Annotated in this window: 22 protein-coding genes; 16 read left to right on the forward strand and 6 right to left on the reverse strand. The window is 62.8% G+C overall.

What is annotated here, in order from left to right; translation table 11 throughout:
- Positions 1-38 precede the first annotated feature (38 nt).
- The 8 genes from DSM104443_RS07840 (at position 39) to DSM104443_RS07875 (ending at position 9,237) form a co-directional block, all read left to right on the forward strand.
- Positions 39-2,954 carry a DUF2339 domain-containing protein gene (locus DSM104443_RS07840; protein WP_171091030.1) on the forward strand — a complete coding sequence of 972 codons (2,916 nt, stop codon included), beginning with the start codon at positions 39-41 and terminating at the stop codon, positions 2,952-2,954.
- Positions 2,951-4,303 (forward strand): DUF3999 domain-containing protein, encoded by a 1,353-nt coding sequence (locus tag DSM104443_RS07845; RefSeq protein ID WP_171091032.1) that lies wholly within the window; start codon positions 2,951-2,953, stop codon positions 4,301-4,303. The genes DSM104443_RS07840 and DSM104443_RS07845 overlap by 4 nt, the downstream gene beginning before the upstream one ends.
- Positions 4,304-4,305: 2 nt before the next feature.
- Positions 4,306-5,472 (forward strand): pyridoxal phosphate-dependent aminotransferase, encoded by a 1,167-nt coding sequence (locus DSM104443_RS07850; RefSeq protein ID WP_212757031.1) that lies wholly within the window; start codon positions 4,306-4,308, stop codon positions 5,470-5,472.
- An 18-nt stretch (positions 5,473-5,490) separates the two neighbouring features.
- On the forward strand, positions 5,491-5,949 hold the full coding sequence (locus tag DSM104443_RS07855) for a DUF2726 domain-containing protein (RefSeq protein ID WP_171091034.1): 459 nt from the start codon (positions 5,491-5,493) through the stop codon (positions 5,947-5,949).
- Positions 5,950-5,988: 39 nt separating this feature from the next.
- A complete protein-coding gene (locus DSM104443_RS22155) occupies positions 5,989-6,681 on the forward strand; it encodes a DUF429 domain-containing protein (protein ID WP_171091037.1) in 693 nt (230 codons plus the stop codon).
- Positions 6,682-6,870: 189 nt separating this feature from the next.
- Positions 6,871-7,212 (forward strand): hypothetical protein, encoded by a 342-nt coding sequence (locus DSM104443_RS07865; protein ID WP_171091039.1) that lies wholly within the window; start codon positions 6,871-6,873, stop codon positions 7,210-7,212.
- A 45-nt stretch (positions 7,213-7,257) separates the two neighbouring features.
- Positions 7,258-8,340 carry a chorismate synthase gene (gene aroC, locus DSM104443_RS07870; protein ID WP_171091041.1) on the forward strand — a complete coding sequence of 361 codons (1,083 nt, stop codon included), beginning with the start codon at positions 7,258-7,260 and terminating at the stop codon, positions 8,338-8,340.
- A gap of 6 nt (positions 8,341-8,346) precedes the next feature.
- On the forward strand, positions 8,347-9,237 hold the full coding sequence (locus DSM104443_RS07875) for a protein NO VEIN domain-containing protein (protein WP_212757033.1): 891 nt from the start codon (positions 8,347-8,349) through the stop codon (positions 9,235-9,237).
- Here the strand turns inward: DSM104443_RS07875 and DSM104443_RS07880 are convergent.
- Genes DSM104443_RS07880 through DSM104443_RS22160 form a run of 3 tightly spaced genes read right to left on the reverse strand, consistent with a single transcriptional unit; the run spans position 9,232 to position 11,488 of the window.
- The gene (locus DSM104443_RS07880) at positions 9,232-10,302 is read right to left on the reverse strand and encodes a DUF262 domain-containing protein (protein WP_171091043.1); all 1,071 of its coding nucleotides are present in this window, start codon (positions 10,300-10,302) and stop codon (positions 9,232-9,234) included. The two genes, DSM104443_RS07875 and DSM104443_RS07880, sit on opposite strands and share 6 nt — an antisense overlap.
- Positions 10,299-11,048, reverse strand: coding sequence for an FRG domain-containing protein (locus DSM104443_RS07885; protein ID WP_171091045.1), 750 nt, complete (start codon positions 11,046-11,048; stop codon positions 10,299-10,301). The genes DSM104443_RS07880 and DSM104443_RS07885 overlap by 4 nt, the downstream gene beginning before the upstream one ends.
- Positions 11,049-11,065: 17 nt before the next feature.
- On the reverse strand, positions 11,066-11,488 hold the full coding sequence (locus DSM104443_RS22160) for a very short patch repair endonuclease (RefSeq protein WP_171091047.1): 423 nt from the start codon (positions 11,486-11,488) through the stop codon (positions 11,066-11,068).
- Between DSM104443_RS22160 and DSM104443_RS07895 the strand changes: the two genes are divergently transcribed.
- Positions 11,487-12,335: a GIY-YIG nuclease family protein gene (locus tag DSM104443_RS07895; protein WP_171091049.1), complete on the forward strand. Its 849-nt coding sequence runs from the start codon at positions 11,487-11,489 to the stop codon at positions 12,333-12,335. The two genes, DSM104443_RS22160 and DSM104443_RS07895, sit on opposite strands and share 2 nt — an antisense overlap.
- Here DSM104443_RS07895 and DSM104443_RS07900 read toward each other — a convergent pair.
- Entirely contained in the window at positions 12,332-13,567 is a 1,236-nt protein-coding gene (locus DSM104443_RS07900) for a DNA cytosine methyltransferase (RefSeq protein WP_212757035.1), read from the reverse strand. The genes DSM104443_RS07895 and DSM104443_RS07900 overlap by 4 nt on opposite strands.
- Positions 13,568-13,662: 95 nt before the next feature.
- Entirely contained in the window at positions 13,663-14,520 is an 858-nt protein-coding gene (locus DSM104443_RS07905; protein ID WP_246232613.1) for a helix-turn-helix transcriptional regulator, read from the reverse strand.
- A 134-nt stretch (positions 14,521-14,654) separates the two neighbouring features.
- Here DSM104443_RS07905 and DSM104443_RS07910 point away from each other — a divergent pair, with 134 nt between their 5' ends.
- The 4 genes from DSM104443_RS07910 to DSM104443_RS07925 all read left to right on the forward strand — a co-directional run bounded on the left by DSM104443_RS07910 (position 14,655) and on the right by DSM104443_RS07925 (position 17,323).
- Positions 14,655-15,863 carry an NIPSNAP family protein gene (locus DSM104443_RS07910; protein ID WP_171091054.1) on the forward strand — a complete coding sequence of 403 codons (1,209 nt, stop codon included), beginning with the start codon at positions 14,655-14,657 and terminating at the stop codon, positions 15,861-15,863.
- 56 nt (positions 15,864-15,919) lie between these two features.
- Positions 15,920-16,369: a DUF1579 domain-containing protein gene (locus tag DSM104443_RS07915; protein ID WP_171091056.1), complete on the forward strand. Its 450-nt coding sequence runs from the start codon at positions 15,920-15,922 to the stop codon at positions 16,367-16,369.
- A 128-nt stretch (positions 16,370-16,497) separates the two neighbouring features.
- On the forward strand, positions 16,498-16,863 hold the full coding sequence (locus DSM104443_RS07920; RefSeq protein ID WP_171091058.1) for an ArsR/SmtB family transcription factor: 366 nt from the start codon (positions 16,498-16,500) through the stop codon (positions 16,861-16,863).
- Positions 16,864-16,894: 31 nt separating this feature from the next.
- Positions 16,895-17,323, forward strand: a complete 429-nt coding sequence (locus tag DSM104443_RS07925) for an SRPBCC domain-containing protein (RefSeq protein ID WP_212757037.1) — start codon at positions 16,895-16,897, stop codon at positions 17,321-17,323.
- On the opposite strand, the gene DSM104443_RS07930 is transcribed toward DSM104443_RS07925, so the two are convergent.
- Positions 17,292-17,693 (reverse strand): SRPBCC domain-containing protein, encoded by a 402-nt coding sequence (locus DSM104443_RS07930; protein WP_171091060.1) that lies wholly within the window; start codon positions 17,691-17,693, stop codon positions 17,292-17,294. The two genes, DSM104443_RS07925 and DSM104443_RS07930, sit on opposite strands and share 32 nt — an antisense overlap.
- A gap of 43 nt (positions 17,694-17,736) precedes the next feature.
- On the opposite strand from DSM104443_RS07930, the gene leuC reads away from it, so the two are divergent.
- Genes leuC through DSM104443_RS07945 form a run of 3 tightly spaced genes read left to right on the forward strand, consistent with a single transcriptional unit; the run spans position 17,737 to position 20,311 of the window.
- Positions 17,737-19,149, forward strand: coding sequence for a 3-isopropylmalate dehydratase large subunit (leuC, locus tag DSM104443_RS07935; protein ID WP_171091062.1), 1,413 nt, complete (start codon positions 17,737-17,739; stop codon positions 19,147-19,149).
- On the forward strand, positions 19,146-19,838 hold the full coding sequence (locus DSM104443_RS07940) for a hypothetical protein (protein WP_171091063.1): 693 nt from the start codon (positions 19,146-19,148) through the stop codon (positions 19,836-19,838). Before leuC ends, DSM104443_RS07940 begins: the two co-directional genes overlap by 4 nt.
- On the forward strand, positions 19,835-20,311 hold the full coding sequence (locus DSM104443_RS07945) for a pyridoxamine 5'-phosphate oxidase family protein (protein WP_171091066.1): 477 nt from the start codon (positions 19,835-19,837) through the stop codon (positions 20,309-20,311). Before DSM104443_RS07940 ends, DSM104443_RS07945 begins: the two co-directional genes overlap by 4 nt.
- The last annotated feature ends 13 nt before the right edge of the window (positions 20,312-20,324 follow it).

Below are 20,324 nucleotides of genomic sequence, written 5' to 3' on the forward strand. Positions count from 1 at the left end.
CCACCGCGCCGGCTGACAACAAGAGGAGAACGGCGACCATGTGGAAGGGACTGGCGATCGGCTTCGGCGTGGGCTTCGTGCTCGGAGCGCTGGGGGACGGCATCGCGATGGGGTTTGGCGTGGGCACCGTCTTCGGCTTCGTGGGCTGGCTCATCGGGCTGATCGTGACCGTGGCGAAAAGCGGATCGAAGGCGGCTGACGCCAAACCGGTCGTGGGCGCTGGGTCGTCAGGCGGCGCGGCTGGTACGCCAGGTTCGCCACGCGTTTCGGACGCACGCATTGCAGCCTTGGAGAACCGCGTCGCCGTGCTCGAGGCACGCATCGCGAAGATGGCGGGCGAGACGGTGCCTTCGTTCACGCTGGACGATGTCCCGGTTGCTACGCCGGTCGGACAGCCGTTCGAGATGCCGCCACCCATTCCGGCTGTTGGTGTTCCGTCGCCGGTTTCCGTCGGAGAGCCCGTTGGGTCGGCCTCAGTCGAAGCCCCCGTTGTGTCCACCGCCGCCGCCGCCACCGCAGCACCGGCCTCCATCAAGCGTCCTCCGCCCCCGCCCCGCGAACCTCCGAAACCGAATCCCATCGTCGCGTGGTTCACGGGCGGCAATGCGATCGCGCGCGTGGGCATCGTGGTGCTGTTCATCGGCATCGCGTTCCTGCTGCGGTACGCGGTGGAAGCGGGCCTCGTGCCGCCCGAACTGCGGATCGCAGGCATCGGGCTCGTGGGCATCGTGCTGCTGGGCCTCGGCTGGCGATTGAAGGCGAAGAAGCCCGGCTACGCGCTGAGCCTGCAGGGCGCGGGCGTGGGCGTGCTGTACCTCACCGTGTTCGGGGCGCTGCGGCTCTATCACCTGATTCCGCCCGAGCTGGCGTTCCCGCTGCTGGTGGTGATCGCGGCGCTGGCGACGTGGCTCGCGGTGCGGCAGGACTCCGAGGTGCTCGCGGGCTTCGGGGCGGCGGGCGGCTTCATCGCGCCGGTGCTGGCGTCGACGGGCAGCGGCAGCCACGTGGCGCTCTTCAGCTACTTCGCGGTGCTGAACGTGGCCATCCTGGCAACGGCGTGGTTCAAGAGCTGGCGGTCGCTGAACCTGCTGGGCTTCGCGTTCACGTTCGTGATCGGCCTGCTGTGGGGCGCTCGTGCGTACCGGCCCGAGCACTTCGCGACGGTCGAGCCGTTCCTGATCCTCTTCTGCCTGATGTACGTGGCGGTGGCGATCCTCTTCGCGCGGCGCGAGGCCACGCCCACAGGCCGCAGAGTCGACGGCAGCCTCGTCTTCGGCGTGCCACTCGTGGGCTTCGGCATGCAATCGGCGCTGGTGGCCGACACGCAGTACGGGCTCGCGATCTCCGCCGTGGTGCTGGCGGCGTTCTACCTCCTGCTCGCGACCGTGCTCAACAAGCGCGGCGGCGAACCGTACAAGCTGCTCGTGCGGGCGTTCCTGGCGCTGGGCGTGGTCTTCATCACCGTGGCGATTCCGCTCGCGCTCGATCCGCGCTGGACGTCGGCCGCGTGGGCTGTCGAAGGTGCGGCGGTGCTGTGGATGGGTGCGCGGCAGGGGCGATGGGTACCGCAAGCGTTCGGGACCCTCGTGCAGCTCGCGGGGGGCGGCTCGTTCGCGCTCGCGATACTGGCGGGAACCATCCCGCAAGGCACGATCTTCGTGAACGGGGTATTCCTCGGGTTCGTGCTCATCGCGGGGGCGGGACTCTTCTCGCACTACGCGCTGCGCACGGCGGCCGAGACGCCGAAGGGGATGAGTTTGTTGCGGCCGACGTACCTCGTCTGGGCGTTGGCGTGGTGGACCGTGGGGCTCATCGACGACCTCTCGCACTTCCTGTCGGATGCGCAGGCAGAGAACGGCGTGCTCGCGATCCTCGCGGCTACTGCACTGGCGTTCGCGTCGCGATATCGCCGCGGCACGTGGCGGGAGGCGGCGTGGCCCTCCAATGCATTCCTGGTCGTGATGGTGCTGGCGTTCGCTCTGGCCCTCTTCGACCGCAGCCACTTGTTCGCAGGGTGGGGATGGGCGGCGTGGCCGTTCGCGCTCGCGGCGCATCTCTGGGCGCGCCGTTTGGTCGAGACCGAAGCACCGGCTCGCACGTACTACGAGCTCAACCACGCCGTGGTGCTCGTGCTGGCCGCTTTGATCGGCGCGATCGAGCTGCGCTACTTCACGCGTGTATCCGCGCTGTCGCACACTGCCTGGTCGGCGGCGGCGGTGATCGTAGTGCCTTCGGTGCTGGTGATGCTCGTGAGCTCCGCGGGCTTCGCTCGGCGCTGGCCTGGGGTTGATCACCTGCACGCCTATCGGCTCCAGGGAGGCCTGCCGATCCTCGCGGGCCTGCTGGCCTGGATCATCGCCGCGAACTTCACGCGCCCCGGGCCGAGCGATCCGCTGCCGTACCTGCCGCTGCTGAACGCCATCGACCTGGGGCACGGCCTCATCGCGATCGCCGTCGTCACGTGGTGGCGCGGTCTTGCTCGCGAAGGTCCGGAGCAACTCGAGTCGTTGCAGGGCACCGGCGGCAAGGTGCTGGTCGGCATCGCGGCATTCATCTGGGCCAACGGCGTGCTGCTTCGCTCGCTGCACCACTGGGCGGACGTGCCGTACCAGCTCGATGCCTGGATGCGCTCGTTCGTGACGCAGGCGGCGTTCTCCATCTTCTGGTCGGTGCTGGCGCTCGGGCTCATGGTGTGGGCGACGCGCAAGGCCAAGCGCGAGGTGTGGATGATCGGCGCGGCGCTGATGGCCGTGGTGGTCGCGAAGCTCGCCCTCGTGGACTTCGCCGGCTTGGGTGGCCTCGCGCGGATCGTGTCGTTCATCGGCGTGGGGATCCTGATGCTCGTCGTGGGCTACTTCTCGCCGGTCCCGCCGAAGCACCTGGCACCCACGGCTCCCGCGCCCGCACCTCGTCATCCCCGCGAAGGCGGGGATCCAGCCAAGGAATCCGCATGAAGGTTGTTGCTGCTGTTGTTCTCGTCGCCCTCGCCGGTTCTGCATTCGCCGAATCCCTCGCGGACTTCCCTGCGTCAGCCACCATCACCGTCACGAGTGGCGAAGGCCTGCACCGCGTGGAGGTCCCCTTCGAGGTGCATCGCGCTGCACGCCCCGATCTCGCCGACGTGCGAATGTTCAACGCCAAGGGCGAGGCACTGCCGTTCGCGTTCTCCGGGGCGCCGCCGGCGACCCCGCCCGTGAAGGAGTCGGTCGCACTGCCACTTTTCCCCATCCGTGCCCCGACCAAGGCTACCGGCACGAACGACGTGAGCCTCGACGTGCGCGCCGATTCCAGGGGAACGCTGATCTCGGTACGGAGCGCCTCGACGGCCAAGGGACCCGCACCGAAACTGGAGCGTCCCTCGGCTTGGGTTGCTGACGCGAGCGCCACGACGGAGCCCGTGTCGGCCGCGATCATCGAGTGGACACCGGGACCCGGCACCGACCTGGCGAGCGTGACCATCGAAGTGAGCGAGGACCTCAAGACCTGGCAGTTCGCCGCGACGGGGTCGGTGCTGGCCCTCGAGCAGGACGGCCGCAAGCTCTTGCAGCCGCGCATCGAGCTGGCGGGACGAAAGGTGAAGTACCTGCGCGTGAGCTCTTCGACGTCGGGCTTCGTCCTGACGGGCCTGCGCGTGGAGCATGTGAAAGTCGTCCCGGGCCAGCAGCAACTCCTCTCGGTCGTGGTGGGCGGCCTGCGCGGCGACCTCCCCGGCGAATACACGTACGACCTGCAGGCGGCACTGCCCGTGACGCGCGTGAACGTGCTGCTGTCGGAGACCAACGCCGTCGCCCCGGTGGAGATCTCGGTGCGCGGCGAGGGCTCGAAGGACTGGCGCCCAGTTGTCGGCGCCACGTTCTATCGCCTTTCGAAGGGCGGGGCGGAGGTGCGCTCGCAGCCGGTGGCCATCGCGCCCGTGACCGGCCGCTACTGGCGCGTGCGGATCGATCCCAAGGCGGGTGCTCCGAAGGACGCGCCGCGCTTCGAGGCCGGCTACCAGGCGCGGGAGGTGGTGTTCGCCTCGCGCGGGGACGGGCCGTACCTGCTCGCGTTCGGCAACGACCTGGCGAAGCGGGCGGACCTGCCGCTCACGACGCTGATCCCGGGCTACGAGCGGGATGCGGAGTACAAGCTGCCCGCGGCGAAGGTGGGGGCCATCGGCATGCATGACATCCCCAAGGGCTTCTCCTTCTCGCGGCTGGTGACGGCCGATGGCGGGAAAAAGGTGTTGCTCTGGGCGGTGTTGATCGGCGCCGTCGTGCTGCTAGGCTTCATGGCTTGGAAGCTGAACAAACAGGTGGGCTAGGCATGGACCGCAAGACTCTCGGCACCCGGATGGACGCGGTGCAAACCCCGATCATCCCGACGATCGGCGCGATGGTGCGCGCAACGCCCGGCTGCATCTCGCTGGGCCAGGGCGTGGTGCACTATCCGCCGCCTCGTGCCGCGCTCGAGGCCGCTGCGGCCGCGGTCACGGAGCCCACGACCAGCCAGTACCAGCCCGCGGCGGGGATCCCCAGGCTGCTGGAGCGCATCACCGCCAAGCTCGCCGCGGAGAACGGCATCCATGTTGGCCGGGACGTGCGGGTGATGGTCACGGCCGGCGGGAACATGGCGTTCTGCCACGCGCTGGACGCGATCACGCAGCCGGGCGACGAGATCATCGTCAACACGCCGTACTACTTCAACCACGAGATGGCGATCCGCATCGCCGGCTGCGTGCCGGTGTGCGTGCCGACCGACGAGCGCTACCAGCCTCGTGTCGATGCGCTGCGCGCGGCGATCACGGACAGGACTCGCGCCATCGTGACCGTGACGCCGAACAACCCGACGGGGGCGGTGTATCCGGAGGCGACGCTGCGGGCTATTAATGCCCTGTGCGGCGAGCGTGGCATTTACCACGTGTGCGACGAGCCCTACGAGTACTTCACCTACGGCGGCGCCCGGCACTTCTCGGGCGGGTCGATCGCGGGTGCGGAGAAGCACACCCTCTCGATCTTTTCCCTCTCGAAGGCGTTCGGATTCGCCGGGTGGAGGACGGGCTACATGGCCTACCCGGAGCATCTCGAGGGCGCGATGCTGAAGATCCAGGACACGATGCTGATATGTCCTCCTGTCGTCACGCAGATCGCTGCCGCTGCTTGTTTGGAGGCGGGGCGGGGGTATGCGGAGCCGTTTGTTAAGGACCTGGCGGAGGTACGCGAGCTGGTGCTGGAGAGGTTGGGACGGCTGGCGCCTAAGGTGAACGTGCCTCCGGCTGAAGGCGCGTTCTACTGCTTCGTGAAGATCGATTCAGGCAAGGACCCGATGGAGATCGCGGAGAGGTTGATCCGGGAGTTCAAGGTCGCCGTGCTGCCTGGTTCCACCTTTGGAGTGGAGGGGTGCTACCTCAGGATTGCGTATGGGGCGCTGAAGAAGGAGACGGTGGCGGAGGGGATGGGGAGGTTGGTGGAGGGGTTGGGGGTTTGCATCTAGCGAGCTGGGGAGGCCGCGATGCTTTGGATGATTCTTGTTGTCGTGCTGGTGATCGTCGTGGTCCTCGCGGCGTGGCTCAACACCAAGTCGCCCGTATCCGGAGCCCCCGATGCCTATCGCGGGATCAAACCACTCTCCGAGCCCGAGCAAACCCTGTATTGGCGCCTGCGTGAAGCAATGCCCGAGTGCGTCGTCCTGTCTCAGGTCGGTTTCTCGCGTTTCCTCGAGCCGCAAGCAGCCAACCCTGGGGCACGGAGGGCGCTCTTCAATCGCATTGGGCAGAAGTCCGCTGACTTTTTGGTATGCCTGCCGGACTTCACCATCGTCGCGGTGATCGAACTGGACGACGGGACGCATAGGGTGGACAAAGATGCCAAGAGGGACTCCATCCTTCGGAGCGCCCGGGTACCGTTGGTGCGCGTTCATGTCCGCGAGATTCCTACTGTGGAGTGGCTGCGGAGCATCTTTACGAGGTAGAGGGCCACGGGGCACCGTAGAGTCGCTAAGGGAGAGTCCATGAAATTGGCTGGCGTCGACGGGTGCAAAGGTGGATGGATTTACGTTCTCGAAGGGCCGTCGGGTGTCAGCGCTGGGGTGGAGGGGGATCTCGAGGCCCTGATGCGACAACTGAGCGGCTGCAAAGTCGTCTGCGTCGACATCCCGATTGGCTTTTCTAACGAGGGACAACGAGATTGTGATCGAGCCGCGAGGCAAATGTTGGGGCGGCCGCGTGGAAGCAGCGTCTTTTCCCCCGCAGTTCGATCCGTCGTTGAAATGAATGTGAACGACTACCGAGCACTTTGCGAGGAGCACCGCCGCGTAGACGGTAGGGGCTTGAGTCAACAGTCCGTGGCGATTCTTCCCAAGATGCGGGAAGTCGACGTCTATCTGCGCGCGCATCCGGATTGTTTAGACGTCGTCCGGGAAGTACACCCCGAGGTCTGCTTCGCAGCGTGGAACGGCGGGACACCCATGCAGCTCCGCAAGTCTTTGTCTGCGGGTGCTGCTGAGAGGGAGGCGATTGTTGACTCAAGCTGGCCCGGATTTCGTTCGGGGCTGGTCGTGCGGGGTGGTCCGTACGCACGCGATGACCTAAACGACGCCATTGCCGCGCTATGGACGGCACGAAGGGTTGCGAAGAGCGCCGCGAGCCCACTGGGTGGCGGCGCTCGGGATTCAAGAAACCTGCCCATGGAGATTTGGTACTGAGTGAGCAGATCGTTTCGTGTGACCTACACGCGAAGGTACGATGGCCTTGTATCGCCCTTTCGCTATGACCGGGCGGGGCACGTTGGAGTCTGATTGCAGAGAGGGCCAATGAGCCGTCCCCCAGGTGTTGTGGCAATTTGCATCTATTCGGTTCTAAACGCGCTCTTGGGCGCGTTGGCCAGTGTGATCATGATGATCGCCATGCCAATCGCGGGCGTCATAGCGGGAATCGGCGGCATCGTGTTGCTCTGCAACTCCGTCTTCATGGCTACGGCGACCTATGGTCTCTGGACGATGCAGCCGTGGGGTGCACCCCTGACTACGTGGGTATACGCCCTTGGGATCATCTTGAGCTTCCTCGCCATGTTTCCCATCCTTCCGGGAGACCGCTTTAGCGTCGGCAATGTGGTGCTCCAGCTGGTTTTCATCGCCATTGACGTGTGGATCCTGACTTACCTGCACGCCTATCGCCCGGCGGTTGCGAGCCAGGCGTACGAGCTCGACGATTTGCGCAAGAATTCGGACCTGTAGTCGCCGCTGCTAAACTCCTAGCTCAACTCACTCGAGCTAGCGCATATGTCCGGCAGCACTCTCGGTACTCTCTTTACCGTCACCACCTTCGGCGAGTCTCACGGCCCGGCGATCGGCAGCGTTATCGACGGCTGCCCGCCGGGAATGCTTCTCTCCGAAGCGGACATCCAGCCCGACCTGGACCGCCGCAAGCCAGGTACCTCCCGCCACGTCACGCAGCGGCGCGAGGAAGACAAGGTCGAGATCCTTTCCGGCGTGTATGAGGGCAAGACGACTGGCACGCCGATCGCGCTGCTAATTCGCAACGAGGACCAGAGGAGCAAGGACTACGCGAAGATCGCGAACTCCTTCCGACCTGGGCACGCGGACTACACCTACCTGAAGAAATACGGGATTCGCGATCCTCGCGGGGGAGGGCGGTCTTCGGCGCGCCTGACGGCTCCTGCGGTTGCTGCCGGTGCGGTCGCGAAGAAGTGGCTGAAGGAGAAGTACGGTGTGGTCGTGCGGGGCTACCTCTCACAGATCGGCCCGAACAAGATCGAGTTCAAGAATTGGGAGGACGTGGAGGCCGAGGGCAACCCATTCTTCGCACCCGACCTCGCGCGCGTGCCCGAGCTCGAGACGTACATGGACAAGCTGCGCAAGTCCGGCGATTCGTGCGGGGCGCGGATCAATGTCGTGGCTTCAGGTGTCCCTGTTGGCTGGGGTGAACCGCTCTACGACCGGCTCGATGCCGACATCGCGAAGGTGATGATGGGCATCAACGCAGTGAAGGGCGTGGAGATCGGTGCCGGATTCCATTCCATAGAGCAGATGGGGACGGAGCATGGCGATGAGATGACTCCGGAGGGATTTCTGTCGAACAACGCGGGCGGGATCCTGGGCGGGATTTCGACGGGGCAGGATATCCTGGTATCAATTGCGATTAAGCCGACATCGTCAATCAGATTGCCGAGGAAGACGATCGACGTCGAAGGAAATGCGACAACAATTGAAACGCATGGCCGACACGACCCCTGCGTCGGTATCCGAGCAACTCCTATTGGAGAGGCATTTTTATCCCTAGTGCTGATGGACCACGCTTTGCGACATCGGGCTCTTACGCTCGCAGGTGCGACAGTGCGGTGAGGATCCGTGGGCAACGAGACACTCATTTCCGCTCATGGAAGCGCCCCTGAGATCGAACCGTGGTCTCAGCAAGAGGTGGAAGCCATTGTCGCCGACTACTTCGAAATGCTCGGCACAGAGCTTTCGGGCCTCCCGTACAGCAAGACGGAACATCGCCGCAAGCTCGTGGAGCGTCTCCGAAATCGTTCGGAGGGTTCGGTTGAGTTTAAGCACGCGAACATTAGCGCGATTCTTATTGAGCTTGGGTTTCCATACATTGTGGGCTACAAGCCAAGAGGGAACTACCAAACGCTACTTGCGGAAGTAGTCGCGGATAAGCTCTTCGGTAGTTCGCGCCTATGTGCGACGGCCCGCGAGGACGCGAATCTCGCCGGGATCGCGCCGGAGATCAATGACGTTCTCGCTGTTCTCACTGACGCTCCAAGAGCTCGCCAGTCCAGGCAAGTTCTCGAGAAGCCGATATGTAGACCACGCCTCTCGGTGAACTATCTCGAGCTGGAAGCTCGAAATAGGTCGCTAGGTTTGGCGGGAGAAAAGTTTGTTATTGAGTTCGAGAGGGCGCGACTGGCCCGGATGGGCAGGGGGCATTTGGCGGAAAGGGTTGAGCACTGCTCATTGTCTCGTGGCGATTCAATTGGTTTCGACATTCTGTCGTTTGAAGATGACGGGCGAGAGCGACTGATTGAAGTCAAGACCACCAAGTACGGCGAGGAAACACCCTTCTTCGCTTCTCATAACGAAGTCGAGGTGTCCGAGAGCAACGTGGATCGCTATTACCTCTATCGCCTATTTCAATTCAGGATCTCGCCACGCCTGTTCGTTGTGCGAGGCCCTCTTTCAAAAAACTTTGACCTAGCGCCGTCGACGTTTCAGGTGTCCATTCGCGTGGGTCTATAGTTCACCGAGCTTGAGCGTGCGACCGAATGCGCGTTTGGCTAGCAACTGCAATCTAAACTTGATTGCTGCGCTGTCGTTTGGCGATTGCGCGTACCGCTCGAATTGGACGAGATCAAGATCCACCTTCTTATTGCCTTGTTCCACCGCAGCCCTGTTTTCGTCTCGCATTCGATTGAAATCTACGAGCTTCTTCCTTGTTACGGATGCGCTCCACTTGTTGTCTCGCGCTACTCGGAAGAGGTGGTAGTAGACCATCACCATTCCAAGCTGCCGCAATAGCGGATCGTTGTCTCCAAACACCTTCGACATCCCGGCCGCGGTTTCAGAGGCTGTCTTTACGAAGGTGGGCAGCTTGTTTCGAGGCTTTGCCTTGTACTCCTCTACGAATTCATCAAGTTGTGTCTTCTTCGTGTCGACGACTTTTCTCTCTCTTTCTGTGAGCAGAAACTTGGCTGCAAGATCAAAGTGGCGATATCGCTTGTTCGGAAACGGAAGCTTCTTCGTGAAGAGCGAGGTCTTCGAGAGTTTCTTAATTGCGATGGGCATCGGGCCGCCGAGTGCGTTTCTCTTTTCGGCGGCCGTCAGAGGCGCCGCCTCGTTCAAGCGGGAGAACATCTCCTCGATCATTTCGAGGTCGTCAGTCTCGATCAACACAACAGAGAGTACAAATCCATCGTAGTCAGACTTTAGATCTGGATATGACTGCCCGAGCTCCTCATAAGTCATTCCGCCGGCGAGCACTTTCGGTTCTTTGAAGTACTTGAACTCATCGTCGAGAGTAATTCTCCCTTCTATGAACGCCCACATGGTTTCGAGCCGCTGCCGCCCGTCGACAATTGCGAACTCGTACGTCTTTCCACCTTTCAAGATCGGCTTTGGGAATTTGTGAAGATAGATCTTTGGGACGTCGAACCCATTCAATATAGTGTCAACTAGCAGTTGTCGATTATCTGGTGCCCAGATGTCCCCAAGGCGTTGGTACTCAGGGTCGATTTGGATCTGTTCGCGCATCCGATAGAGTTGCCAGACGGTGCTATTTCGCAGATCAGTGATTCCGAAACTCATTGCAGTAGCTCCTTCGCGAGGTCCGCGACTCGGTCAAGCTCGGGGAACAGCGTCAGCGCTGTGAACCCTAGGAAGGCGAGCTCGTTCCTCAAAGCGGATTTCGATGCGGCAGGGACAATCCATCGCCAAACATGATCGCCCTTGCCAATTCCTTCGAGCGGCCGGTGATCTCGATGATTGATAGTGAACACGCCCAGTTGCGCTGCCATTCGTGGGGTGTTCCTCGGTCCCATGATTGCCACCGGAAGCATCGTTGACGTCGTCTTGTCCACCCGACTGGGTAAGTAACTATCAAGAACGTCGTCGATTCCAAAGGCTGGGATTTCGCTCTCGAACTTGAATCCACTTATTCGCGCTTCGCTGTTCAGTGCGGTGGGGTCAAGACACCACACCGCTCCGTCCCGGCGACTGTGCCTCGGGTCGCTCACCACGAAGTATAGGGATGCGAGCGGACTTTCACTCCAATCTAAGAGCCGGGTTGGTGCGCGGTGATGCTGCATCAGAAACATCCACTCCCACTCCTGAGTGGGGGGGCGATCTATGTGGGGCACAGCGTTTTGCATGAACCGCTTGATTAGCGCCGATTCTGCGAGCAAATGGCTTTTCTTTCGCGCCAGGGAGGGCACAAGTGGCCACTTTTCAACCGCGTGTCCGCGGAACCATGTGTTGGCGCCTCTGGCCGATTGTTTCTTTAGTGCGCTGAGGATGTCACTTACGGTACGCACGCGAATGTCTTTGTGGCGCATCGACCTCTCCTTTTTTTCTAGGGCACCCTCAGCTGGTTGCGTATGCGCAGCACCACAGCTTCTGGGCGTCGAAAAGAGTGCTCCCAGATTCGTAGTACCTTCCAACCCTGATCGCGCAGTTGCTTAGACTGCCTACGGTCTCGGGCTCGGTTGCCGGAGATCTTCTCTTGCCAAAACTTGCGGTTGCTTCTAGGAAGGGGTCTGGCGCAAATTGGGCAACCATGCCAAAAGCAACCGTCCACAAATATAGCCAAGCGAGATTCTCGGAAAACAAAGTCTGGTCGGCCCCGGCCGGCGAGTTGCATATGCCGACGCCATCCAGTAACGTCCGCTGCGCGAAGGATACGAGCAAGGCGTAACTCCGTCGACGCGTTGCCTCTGCTGCGGACCTTGGCCATCTGTGCGGACCGTGCGGCAGTTGTTCGTAGCTTGGTAGTCATGCGTGCGAATCTGGAGTTGACCAGAGCTGAAACGATGCCAGCGAGAGAAACCAAACCCCACGATCATGCCGCAGTTGCGAAACGCGCGACTGTGGGGGAATTTCACAGGCAGTTTGACCTTGACCTTGTAAAGGCACTCGCGGAGCAACTGGAGCAAGCGCTTTCGAACCTGACTCCAGCACCTCTGCGTTCGCCATTCGTGCCGCAGCTTGGAACGGAGCAGGGCGTATACGGCCTGTACCGGTCGGGTAGCCTCGTGTACGTGGGGAAGGCGGACAATCTGCGTACGCGCTTGGACGACCACCGATGCAAGATTAGCGGGCGCAAGAACATTCACCTCGACGAGATGACGTTTTCTGCCCTGTATGTGTCCGCGAACTGGACCGCACTAGCCCCAGAAACCAGTTTGATCCGCCACTTCCGACGCGCGGGTCTCTGCGAATGGAACGGCAATGGTTTCGGGCCGCATGATCCCGGTAGACATCGCGAGCTGACAGACAAGAGACCAGATGGCTTCGACATGCAATATCCGATTGTCGATGAGTGGGCGGTCGCCGAAGTCAAAGCTGGAAGGTATTCGGCGCTGGATCTCTTAGTCTTGCTTAAGCAGAGTCTGCCTTACCTTCTTCGCTATGAGGTTGAAGAGGCAGACGGGAAAAAGGGCAGCTATCGCAAGGGGCACACTGCGTACCGCGACGTCTTTGTCGAAGTCTCGGGCGATGCCATGTCTGCACGCGATTTGCTCAAGCTTGTTGCTGATCAGCTCAAGTGGCAGGCGACGGTATTCCCAAGCCACATGATCCTGTACAACGAAACTCACCGGTACAAATTCGGCAAAACTCTCTAGCCAATCGTAGCGACCACTCGGCTCGAGACGGCGGATGCGAGACGTACGGGTACGGCATTGCCAAGCTGGCGCATCGCTTCACTCCACGAGCCTGAAAACGAAAACTCGTCAGGGAAACACTGAAGACGTGCGCTTTCCCTTACTGTGAAGTAGCGAACATTACCGTCAAGATCTCGTAGGGCGTTCTCGCCACCGGGAACGCCGTGAACCCCCGACTTTAGCGCCTTTGCTGGCTCGTCGAATGGGCTTCCGGTGTGTCCTGCGTACGATCTGGCGCCCGGTTGATAGACGTGCGCCTGGACACCGTCCCCTCCTTTTGTTGGGTCGGGAAGATCCGAAATCGCATCCCGAACCGTCCTCCACGGAAGCAACATTGTTTCGTGAAGAACGTCCCTAATCGAATTGATCTTTTGTTCAAGCGTGGCCCCTGGCGCGCGACGGCGCTTCTTCGCAATCTTGTGTCGCTCCCAATACTCACCGGATACGTACTGATCAAATAGCAAGCTGGTCTGGGAATGCGTTGCATCAGGGAACGTAAATTCCTTCTCTAGTGACGCTTTTACGCCGACTATGAACACTCGATGGCGCCGTTGAGGTACGCCGTAGTCCGCCGCATCTAGTACCCGGGCTACGACGCGGTATTCCGGCATTCCCCCCTTCGTTTTGTGTCGCTCGAGTCTAGCCAGATGCTCCTCCCATTCCTCGTTTCGCTTGGGTACGAGGTTAGGAAACTCAAGGCATAGGCGGATGTACTCAAAGTAGTTAGCGAACGACGGTCTCGTGAGCCCCCGAACGTTCTCGAAGACGAACGCCTTCGGGGATACTTCCCTCACAGCGCGGATCGCGCTGGGAAACATGTCGCGCGGATCAAGATTAGCTCTGTGAAGTCCCCCCATGCTAAATGGTTGGCACGGAACCCCACCGCTTACAATCGAAGCGTCCGAGTACTTCGAAAAGTCGACGTCGCGCACGTCGATTTCTAGCGGTTCGGGCCAGCCCGCCAAGGCGGCAACATGGGCGCGACGATTGGCCCGGATTGTGTCGCAGGCGTACTTATTCCATTCAAGAATCGCGCAATGCTTGACGCGCGATGCTGAAAATCCCAGAGCAAGTCCTCCAGCACCAGCAAATAATTCAACGCATTCTAGGGAGGATGTTTTCTTGGACATTTGCGCTGGGAGCGTGCGTGAGTGCGTGACTAAAATCGTATCGGCGAATGTGTCGTTGGTCAACGAAAGTCGCCTGATTTTAGGCGTTGCACAGGAGTTGGCTCAATCCAATTGGGTGGAATAGCGACTTGAGCGCCTCGTGAGGGGTAGGAGGCACACTAAGCAGTGTTTCTCGCTGGCTTTTGCGGCCCGTACAACCCGGCAAGCTCCGACGCTACGCTAGCCATCATCGCCCTCAGCTCCCGCGGCGCCACCACCTCGCACTCCGCACCCACCTTGATCAACTCCATCGCCGCATGCTCCACCGACTCGATCGGTATCTCCACTTCAAGCCATCCGCGTGCATCCACCTTCTCCGGCGCCCGCTCCACCGCCTTCGCCACGGCATCACTCAGTAGCTTCAACCTCTTCAGCCCCAGCGCAGAAGCACGAACCACCGCAGTCCCGCGATAAAGCCCCGCCGAGAACCGCTCGAGCGACTCGGTCCAATAGCTGCCAAGGTCGAACTTCGCGGGCCTCCTGAACGTCGCGCCCAATCGTTCCACCGCCTGGATGTTCGCGACCTTGTACGTCGCGTGGCCCTTTCCCGTCTGCGCCACCACGTACCACTCGCCGCCCTTGAGCACGAGGCCCAGGGGCTCGATCGTCCGCTCTGAAACACCCTTCCAGCTGTCATAGCGGATCTTCAGCCGCCGCTCTTTCCACACGGCATCGGCGACAGCCGCCAAGTGATCCGCACGAGCGGGAGCGCGATACCAACCGACAGGATCCAGGTGAAACCGCGAAGCCACGCGCCGCGAATCCGCCTGCCAGGAATCGGGCAGCGACGACATCACGGTGGCCTCCACGGGCGTGAGGCCCGTGAGCCGCGTACGCCAGCCCTCCATGAGCGAGAAACCGCCGGTGGCGCCGCGGTCGGCCACCACCGGCACGCCGGAGGCGGAGAGCTCCTCGATGTCGCGGTGGATCGTCCGTACCGAAACGCCCATCTTCTCCGCCAGGCGGGTGGCGCTCATCCGCCCCTCGCCCTGGAGGAGCATCAACACCTGGAGCAGTCGGCCGGCACGCATTCGTACAGGATATCGAAAATACATGACATGGGCTGTCATGTATCGGGCCGCAGCATGGGGGCACAACACAGGGAGGCCCCATGGCAGATATCCAGCAAGACACGAGAGTCCTCGAGTTCCGGCCCTACATCACCCAGCCCGGCAAGCGCGACGAGTTCAACGGCCTGTTCGAGAAGCTGATCCCGGAGCTCGAGTCCAGGGGCCAGCGCATCCTCGGCCAGTTCCGGGACGCGAAGGACCCCAACAAATTCCTCTGGCTGCGCGGCTACGACAGCATGGAGACGCGCGGCAAGGCACTGCCGGCCTTCTACAACGCCCCGGTGTGGAAGGAAAGCGCCGGGCCCGTGAACGCGACGCTCGTGGACATCGGCGACGTGCGCCTGCTGAAGCCCGTGGACAGCGCCGGCTTCACGCTCGCGAAGAAGATGACGGCCTTCATGGTCGCCACGATCTACCTGCTGAACGCGCCGGCCGAGAACGGCTTCAACGCCTTCTGGAAGGAACGGCTGGCGCCTACGATGGCGGCGGCTGGTGCGCCGTCGGTGGCGCAGCTCTCCACCGAATACGCGCCCGACAACTTCCCGCGCATCCCGGTCACGAAGGCGGGCGAGCATGCGTTCGTGTGGTTCGCGGCGTATGGCAGCCGGGATGAATACGAGCTGCAGAAGAAAACGATTGCGGGGTTGAGAGGATGGAGTGATACGGAAGCAGAGCTTGCGAAATACCTCGCGTCCCCCGCGCAGACGATGGAGCTCATCCCCACCGCGTACTCGCTGCAGCGCTGGGGCACGCCGTTCAAGTACACGCTCGAGGGCACGGGGGACGTGCACGACTTCGACTTCCTCGACGGCAAGTGGACGATGGTGAACCGCCGCCTCATGAAGCGCGGCCTGGGCAGTACCGACCCGAAGGACTGGGACGTCTTCCCCGCCACCGTCACCGCGCACGTGCTGATGAACTGCGTGGCCAACGTGGACGAGGTGCTCTTCCCGACCAAGGGCTGGAACGGCGTCACCTTTCGCCACTTCAACCTCGAGAAGAAGCAGTGGTCGATCTACTGGGTGAACAGCCGCGACGGGAAGATGGACGTCCCCGGCCAGGTCGGTGGCTTCGAGGGCGACGTCGGTCTCTTCTACGGCGACGACACCGACGGCGGCCGGCCCGTGAAGGTGGTCTACAAGTGGACGAAGGTCGGCCCCGACGGCGCACGCTGGGAGCAGGCGTTCTCGTATGACGACGGCAAGACCTGGGAGACCAACTGGGTCAACGAACACCGTCGCGTGAAATGACGGCCCGACTGATCTGCGCCCTTTGCCTTTTCATCGTGTCTTCCGTGGGAGCCAGCATGCGTGATTTCGATTTCGAGTTCGGCGAGTGGACGGTGCAGCACCGCACCCTGCGCGCCGACGGTACTTGGCTGGAGTTCAGCGGCACGTCCGTCACGCGCCCGGCCATGGGCGGAATGGCGTGCATCGAGGAGAACGTCTTCGACAAGCCCGGCGGCATCGCCCGCGGCATGGCGATGCGCACCTACGATGCGAAGACGGATCTGTGGGCGATCTGGTGGGTGGATGGGCGCGATCCGCATGGCGTGCTCGATCCGCCGGTGAAGGGGCGCTTCGTCGATGGGGTGGGGACGTTCTATTCCGAGAGCATCGTTGGCGGGAAGAGCGTTCGTACGAGGTTCATCTGGTCGAAGATCACGGCGACTACGGCGCGCTGGGAGCAGGCGTTGTCTACGGATTCGGGGCCGTGGGAGACGAACTGGGTCATGGAGTTCAAGAGGGTGAAGTGAGAATTGAAAATCGAGGGGTCAGAGTCGTTTATTCGTAGCGTACCCGGACAGCAGTCCGGTCAGACCGCTACGAATAAACGACTCTGACCCCTTGCTTTTCGGCCAAGCCTTGTGGAATACTGAACCATATGGTTCAGTATTCACCTGCCCACTTCAGTGCCTCGTTCGCCGCGCTCTCGGACGTCACCCGCCGTGGCGTGCTGGAGCAGCTCGCACGTGCGGATGCCTCGATCACGGACCTGGCCGACAAGTTCGGCATGACCCTCACGGGCATGAAGAAGCACGTCGGCATCCTGGAGGAGGCGGGGCTCGTCACCACGGAGAAGGTCGGGCGAGTACGGACCTGCAAGCTCGGCAGCTGCCGGCTGGAGGAAGAGGCCGCGTGGATCGAGCGCTACCACCAGCTCTGGGCCGCACGCTTCGACGAGCTGGACACGGTTGTCGACGAATTGAAACGAAAGGAGAAGGCGAGTGGGCGCAAGAAACGAATTTGAGGTGCAGCGGAAGTCCGAGCGCGAAGTGGTCGTGACTCGCACAGTCAACGGCCCGGCACGCATGGTGTTCGAGGCGTGGACGAAGCCGGAGCTCTTCCAGCGCTGGTGGATCCCGAAGTCGATGGGCGTGACCATCGTCTCCTGCGAGATGGACGTCCGCGTCGGGGGCGGCTACCGGTTGATGCTGCGCCACGGGGCCTCGGAGCCCATGGCGTTCTTCGGCAAGTACCTCGAAGTGGTACCGAACTCGCGCCTCGTGTGGTCCAACGACGAGAGCCCCGACGGCGCCGTCACCACGGTGACCTTCGAGGAGAAGGCGGGCAAGACGCGGGTGGTCCTCTCCGAGCTCTATCCCTCGAAGGAAGCCCTCGAAGCGAATGGCGGCGGAATCATGCCCGAGCAGTTCGACCAGCTGGACGACCTTCTCGTCAGTCTGGGTGCCGCGACAAGTACGCCTTGATGCCGGCCCAGTAGTCGTTGCGCCAGTTGGCCTCGGTGCTGTCGAGGAGGGCCTTGGGCACTCCTCGATGCGTGAGGACCAGCTCCGTGCCACCAGTGGGCGTGGGCGTGAGAACGAACGCGGCCATCGAGTAGACGCCCTCCGGGAAGTCGTCGCGCCGCCACGCCTGGACGATGCGCTTGCCGGGCACGAGCTCCACGTTGATGCCGCTCACCTTGCCGGCGTCGGCCGAGAACGCACCGCCAACCTTGCTGCTGAGATTGGCTTTGCGGCCGGTGAAGGCCGTGCGTTTCTTCGAATCCGCGAGCAGGCCGTAGATGGTCGCGGGCGGGGCGTTGAATCGGACCTTGAGTTTGAGTGTCTTGCACATGGCGTAAATGGTAGCTGACCCGTGGCGGTCGTATAATTTCACCATGACCGCTCGCACCCTCTACCAAAAACTCTGGGATTCCCACCTCGTCCGCGAAGATGCGGACGGCACGGGCCTCCTCTACATCGACCGCCACGTCGTCCATGAGGTGACCAGCCCGCAGGCCTTCGAGGGCCTGGAGGTGGCGCACCGGCCGCTCTGGCGCGAGGGCTCGATCGTCGCGACCGCGGACCACAACGTCTCCACCACCGTCGGGCGGAATGACCGTCCGATCGCCGATCCGATTTCCCGCCTTCAGGTGGAAACGCTCGACCAGAACATCGAGAAGTTCAAGGTCAAGACGTACTTCGGCATGAAGGACCATCGCCAGGGCATCGTCCACGTGATCGCGCCCGAGCAGGGTGGCGTGCTGCCCGGCATGACGGTGGTCTGCGGAGATTCGCACACCAGCACCAACGGCGCCTTCGCGGCGCTGGCCCACGGCATCGGCACCTCCGAGGTGGAGCATGTGATGGCCACTCAGTGCCTGGTCCAGAAGAAGTCCAAGGCCATGCTGGTGCGCTGCGAAGGCGACCTGCCGCGCGGCGTCACGGCCAAGGACATCGTGCTCGCCGTCATCGGCAAGATCGGCACCGCGGGTGGCACGGGTTACGCGATCGAGTTCGCGGGCTCGGCCATCCGGTCGCTCTCCATGGAAGGCCGCATGACGGTCTGCAACATGGCCATCGAGGGCGGCGCGCGCGCCGGCATGGTTGCCGTGGACGACACCACCATCAACTACCTTCGCGGGCGTCCGTTCGCGCCGAAGGGTGAGGCGTTCGAGAAAGCCGCGGTCTACTGGCGCACGCTCGTCTCCGATCCAGGTGCGGTGTTCGACCGCACGGTGGATATCGACGTCGCGTCGTTGAAGCCGCAGGTGACCTGGGGTACATCGCCCGAGATGGTCGTCTCCATCGAGGACCGCGTGCCGGATCCGGAGAAGGAGAAGGACCCGGTTCGCCGCGAGGCGATGGAACGCGCGCTCATCTACATGGGCCTCGAACCCAACAAGGCGATGACCGACATCGCCATCGACAAGGTCTTCATCGGCTCGTGCACCAACTCGCGGATCGAAGACCTTCGCGCGGCCGCCTCGGTGGTTCGCGGCAAGCGCGTGGCCGGCAACGTGAAGCTGGCGATGGTCGTTCCCGGCTCCGGTCTCGTGAAGGCACAGGCCGAGAAGGAAGGGCTGGACCGCATCTTCCGCGATTCCGGCTTCGAGTGGCGCGAACCGGGCTGCTCCATGTGCCTCGCGATGAACGACGACAAGCTGGAGGCCGGTGAACGCTGCGCGTCCACGTCGAACCGCAACTTCGAAGGGCGGCAAGGGGCGGGCGGTCGTACGCACCTGGTCAGCCCCGCGATGGCCGCCGCGGCCGCGATCGCCGGTCACTTCGTGGACGTCCGCCGCACTTGACGCTTCCCTCGGCAGCGCTGCGACTCCTGCTCGCAGCGCTCCTCACGCTCGCAGCCTCCTGCGGCAAGAAAGAGGTCGTCGAAGCCGGATCGCCGCTGCCGGATCCCGCGTTCGGCAAGGTGAGCACGAAGACCTTTGGATGCCCGGAGATGCAGGGCGTCTACGCGTGGCCGCCGGTTGCGGGCACGTGGGCAGGCCGCGGGCCGACCAACAAGGTCCCCGGGGAAGATGGCATCCCGGTTCCCATCTATGGCGGCGAGATGCAGATCTGGGTTCTCGAGAAGGGCGGCGAGGTCGAGATCCGCTCGCGCTCGATCAACCGCGATCCGAACTACCGCACGACCCTCACGCGCGAATGGTCGTTCAGGATCTTTCAGAAGAACGAAGTGAGCTGCAAGGCGAACATGCTCGAGTTCGCCGCGCGGCCGGCGACGAATCCGGAGGAGTACGGCAGCAAGACCGCGATGCGCAGCTTCAAGCTCGCGCGGCTGGAGGACGGCTCCCTCGCGGTGGGGGTCAAGAATCTCTCCACCGGGCGCCGGGGCGCGATCTTCACGTGGGGCGACACCTCGGCGGGGAGCATCCCTGCGCCGGATGGTGCGTACTGGTCGTGGTCGAAGCTCACGCAGCTCGGGCCGGGGGACAAGGAACCGGCGCCTATCGATGCTTCGACCGGGATTCCGCGATGACCCAGCTATCGCAACTGCTGTCCGAAGCTGCCGAAACGCTCGCGCGCTCGCGTGCGTGCTGGCTGGTCACGCGGTCGGAGAAGGGCGTGCCGCGCAGCCGCCCCATGAGCCTGCTGCCGACCGATCCATCCGAAGGGTGGCTGCTACGGCTTGTCACCGACGCACGCACGCGCAAGGTCGACGAGATCTGGCGCGACCAGCGCGTGAGCCTCCTCTGCCACCCGCGCGGCGGGGCGTTCGTGGCCGCGGCTGGCGTCGCCAACCTCATCTTCGATCCCGCCGAGGTCGATGCGCGCTGGCGTGAGGAATACGATCCGTTCTTCCCCGGCGAGAAGCGCGCCGAGGCCGTCTTCCTCGAAGTGGATGTCGACTGCCTCGAGCTCTGGGTGCCGAACGCCCTGAACGAGCCGCTCGGCTTCGTCACGACCACCCTCCAGCGCGATGCGAATGGCCGCTGGACCATCGCGGGCTGACTAAACGGCCGCG

This window comes from Usitatibacter rugosus (genome assembly GCF_013003965.1).
Classification (GTDB): Bacteria; Pseudomonadota; Gammaproteobacteria; order Burkholderiales; family Usitatibacteraceae; genus Usitatibacter; species Usitatibacter rugosus.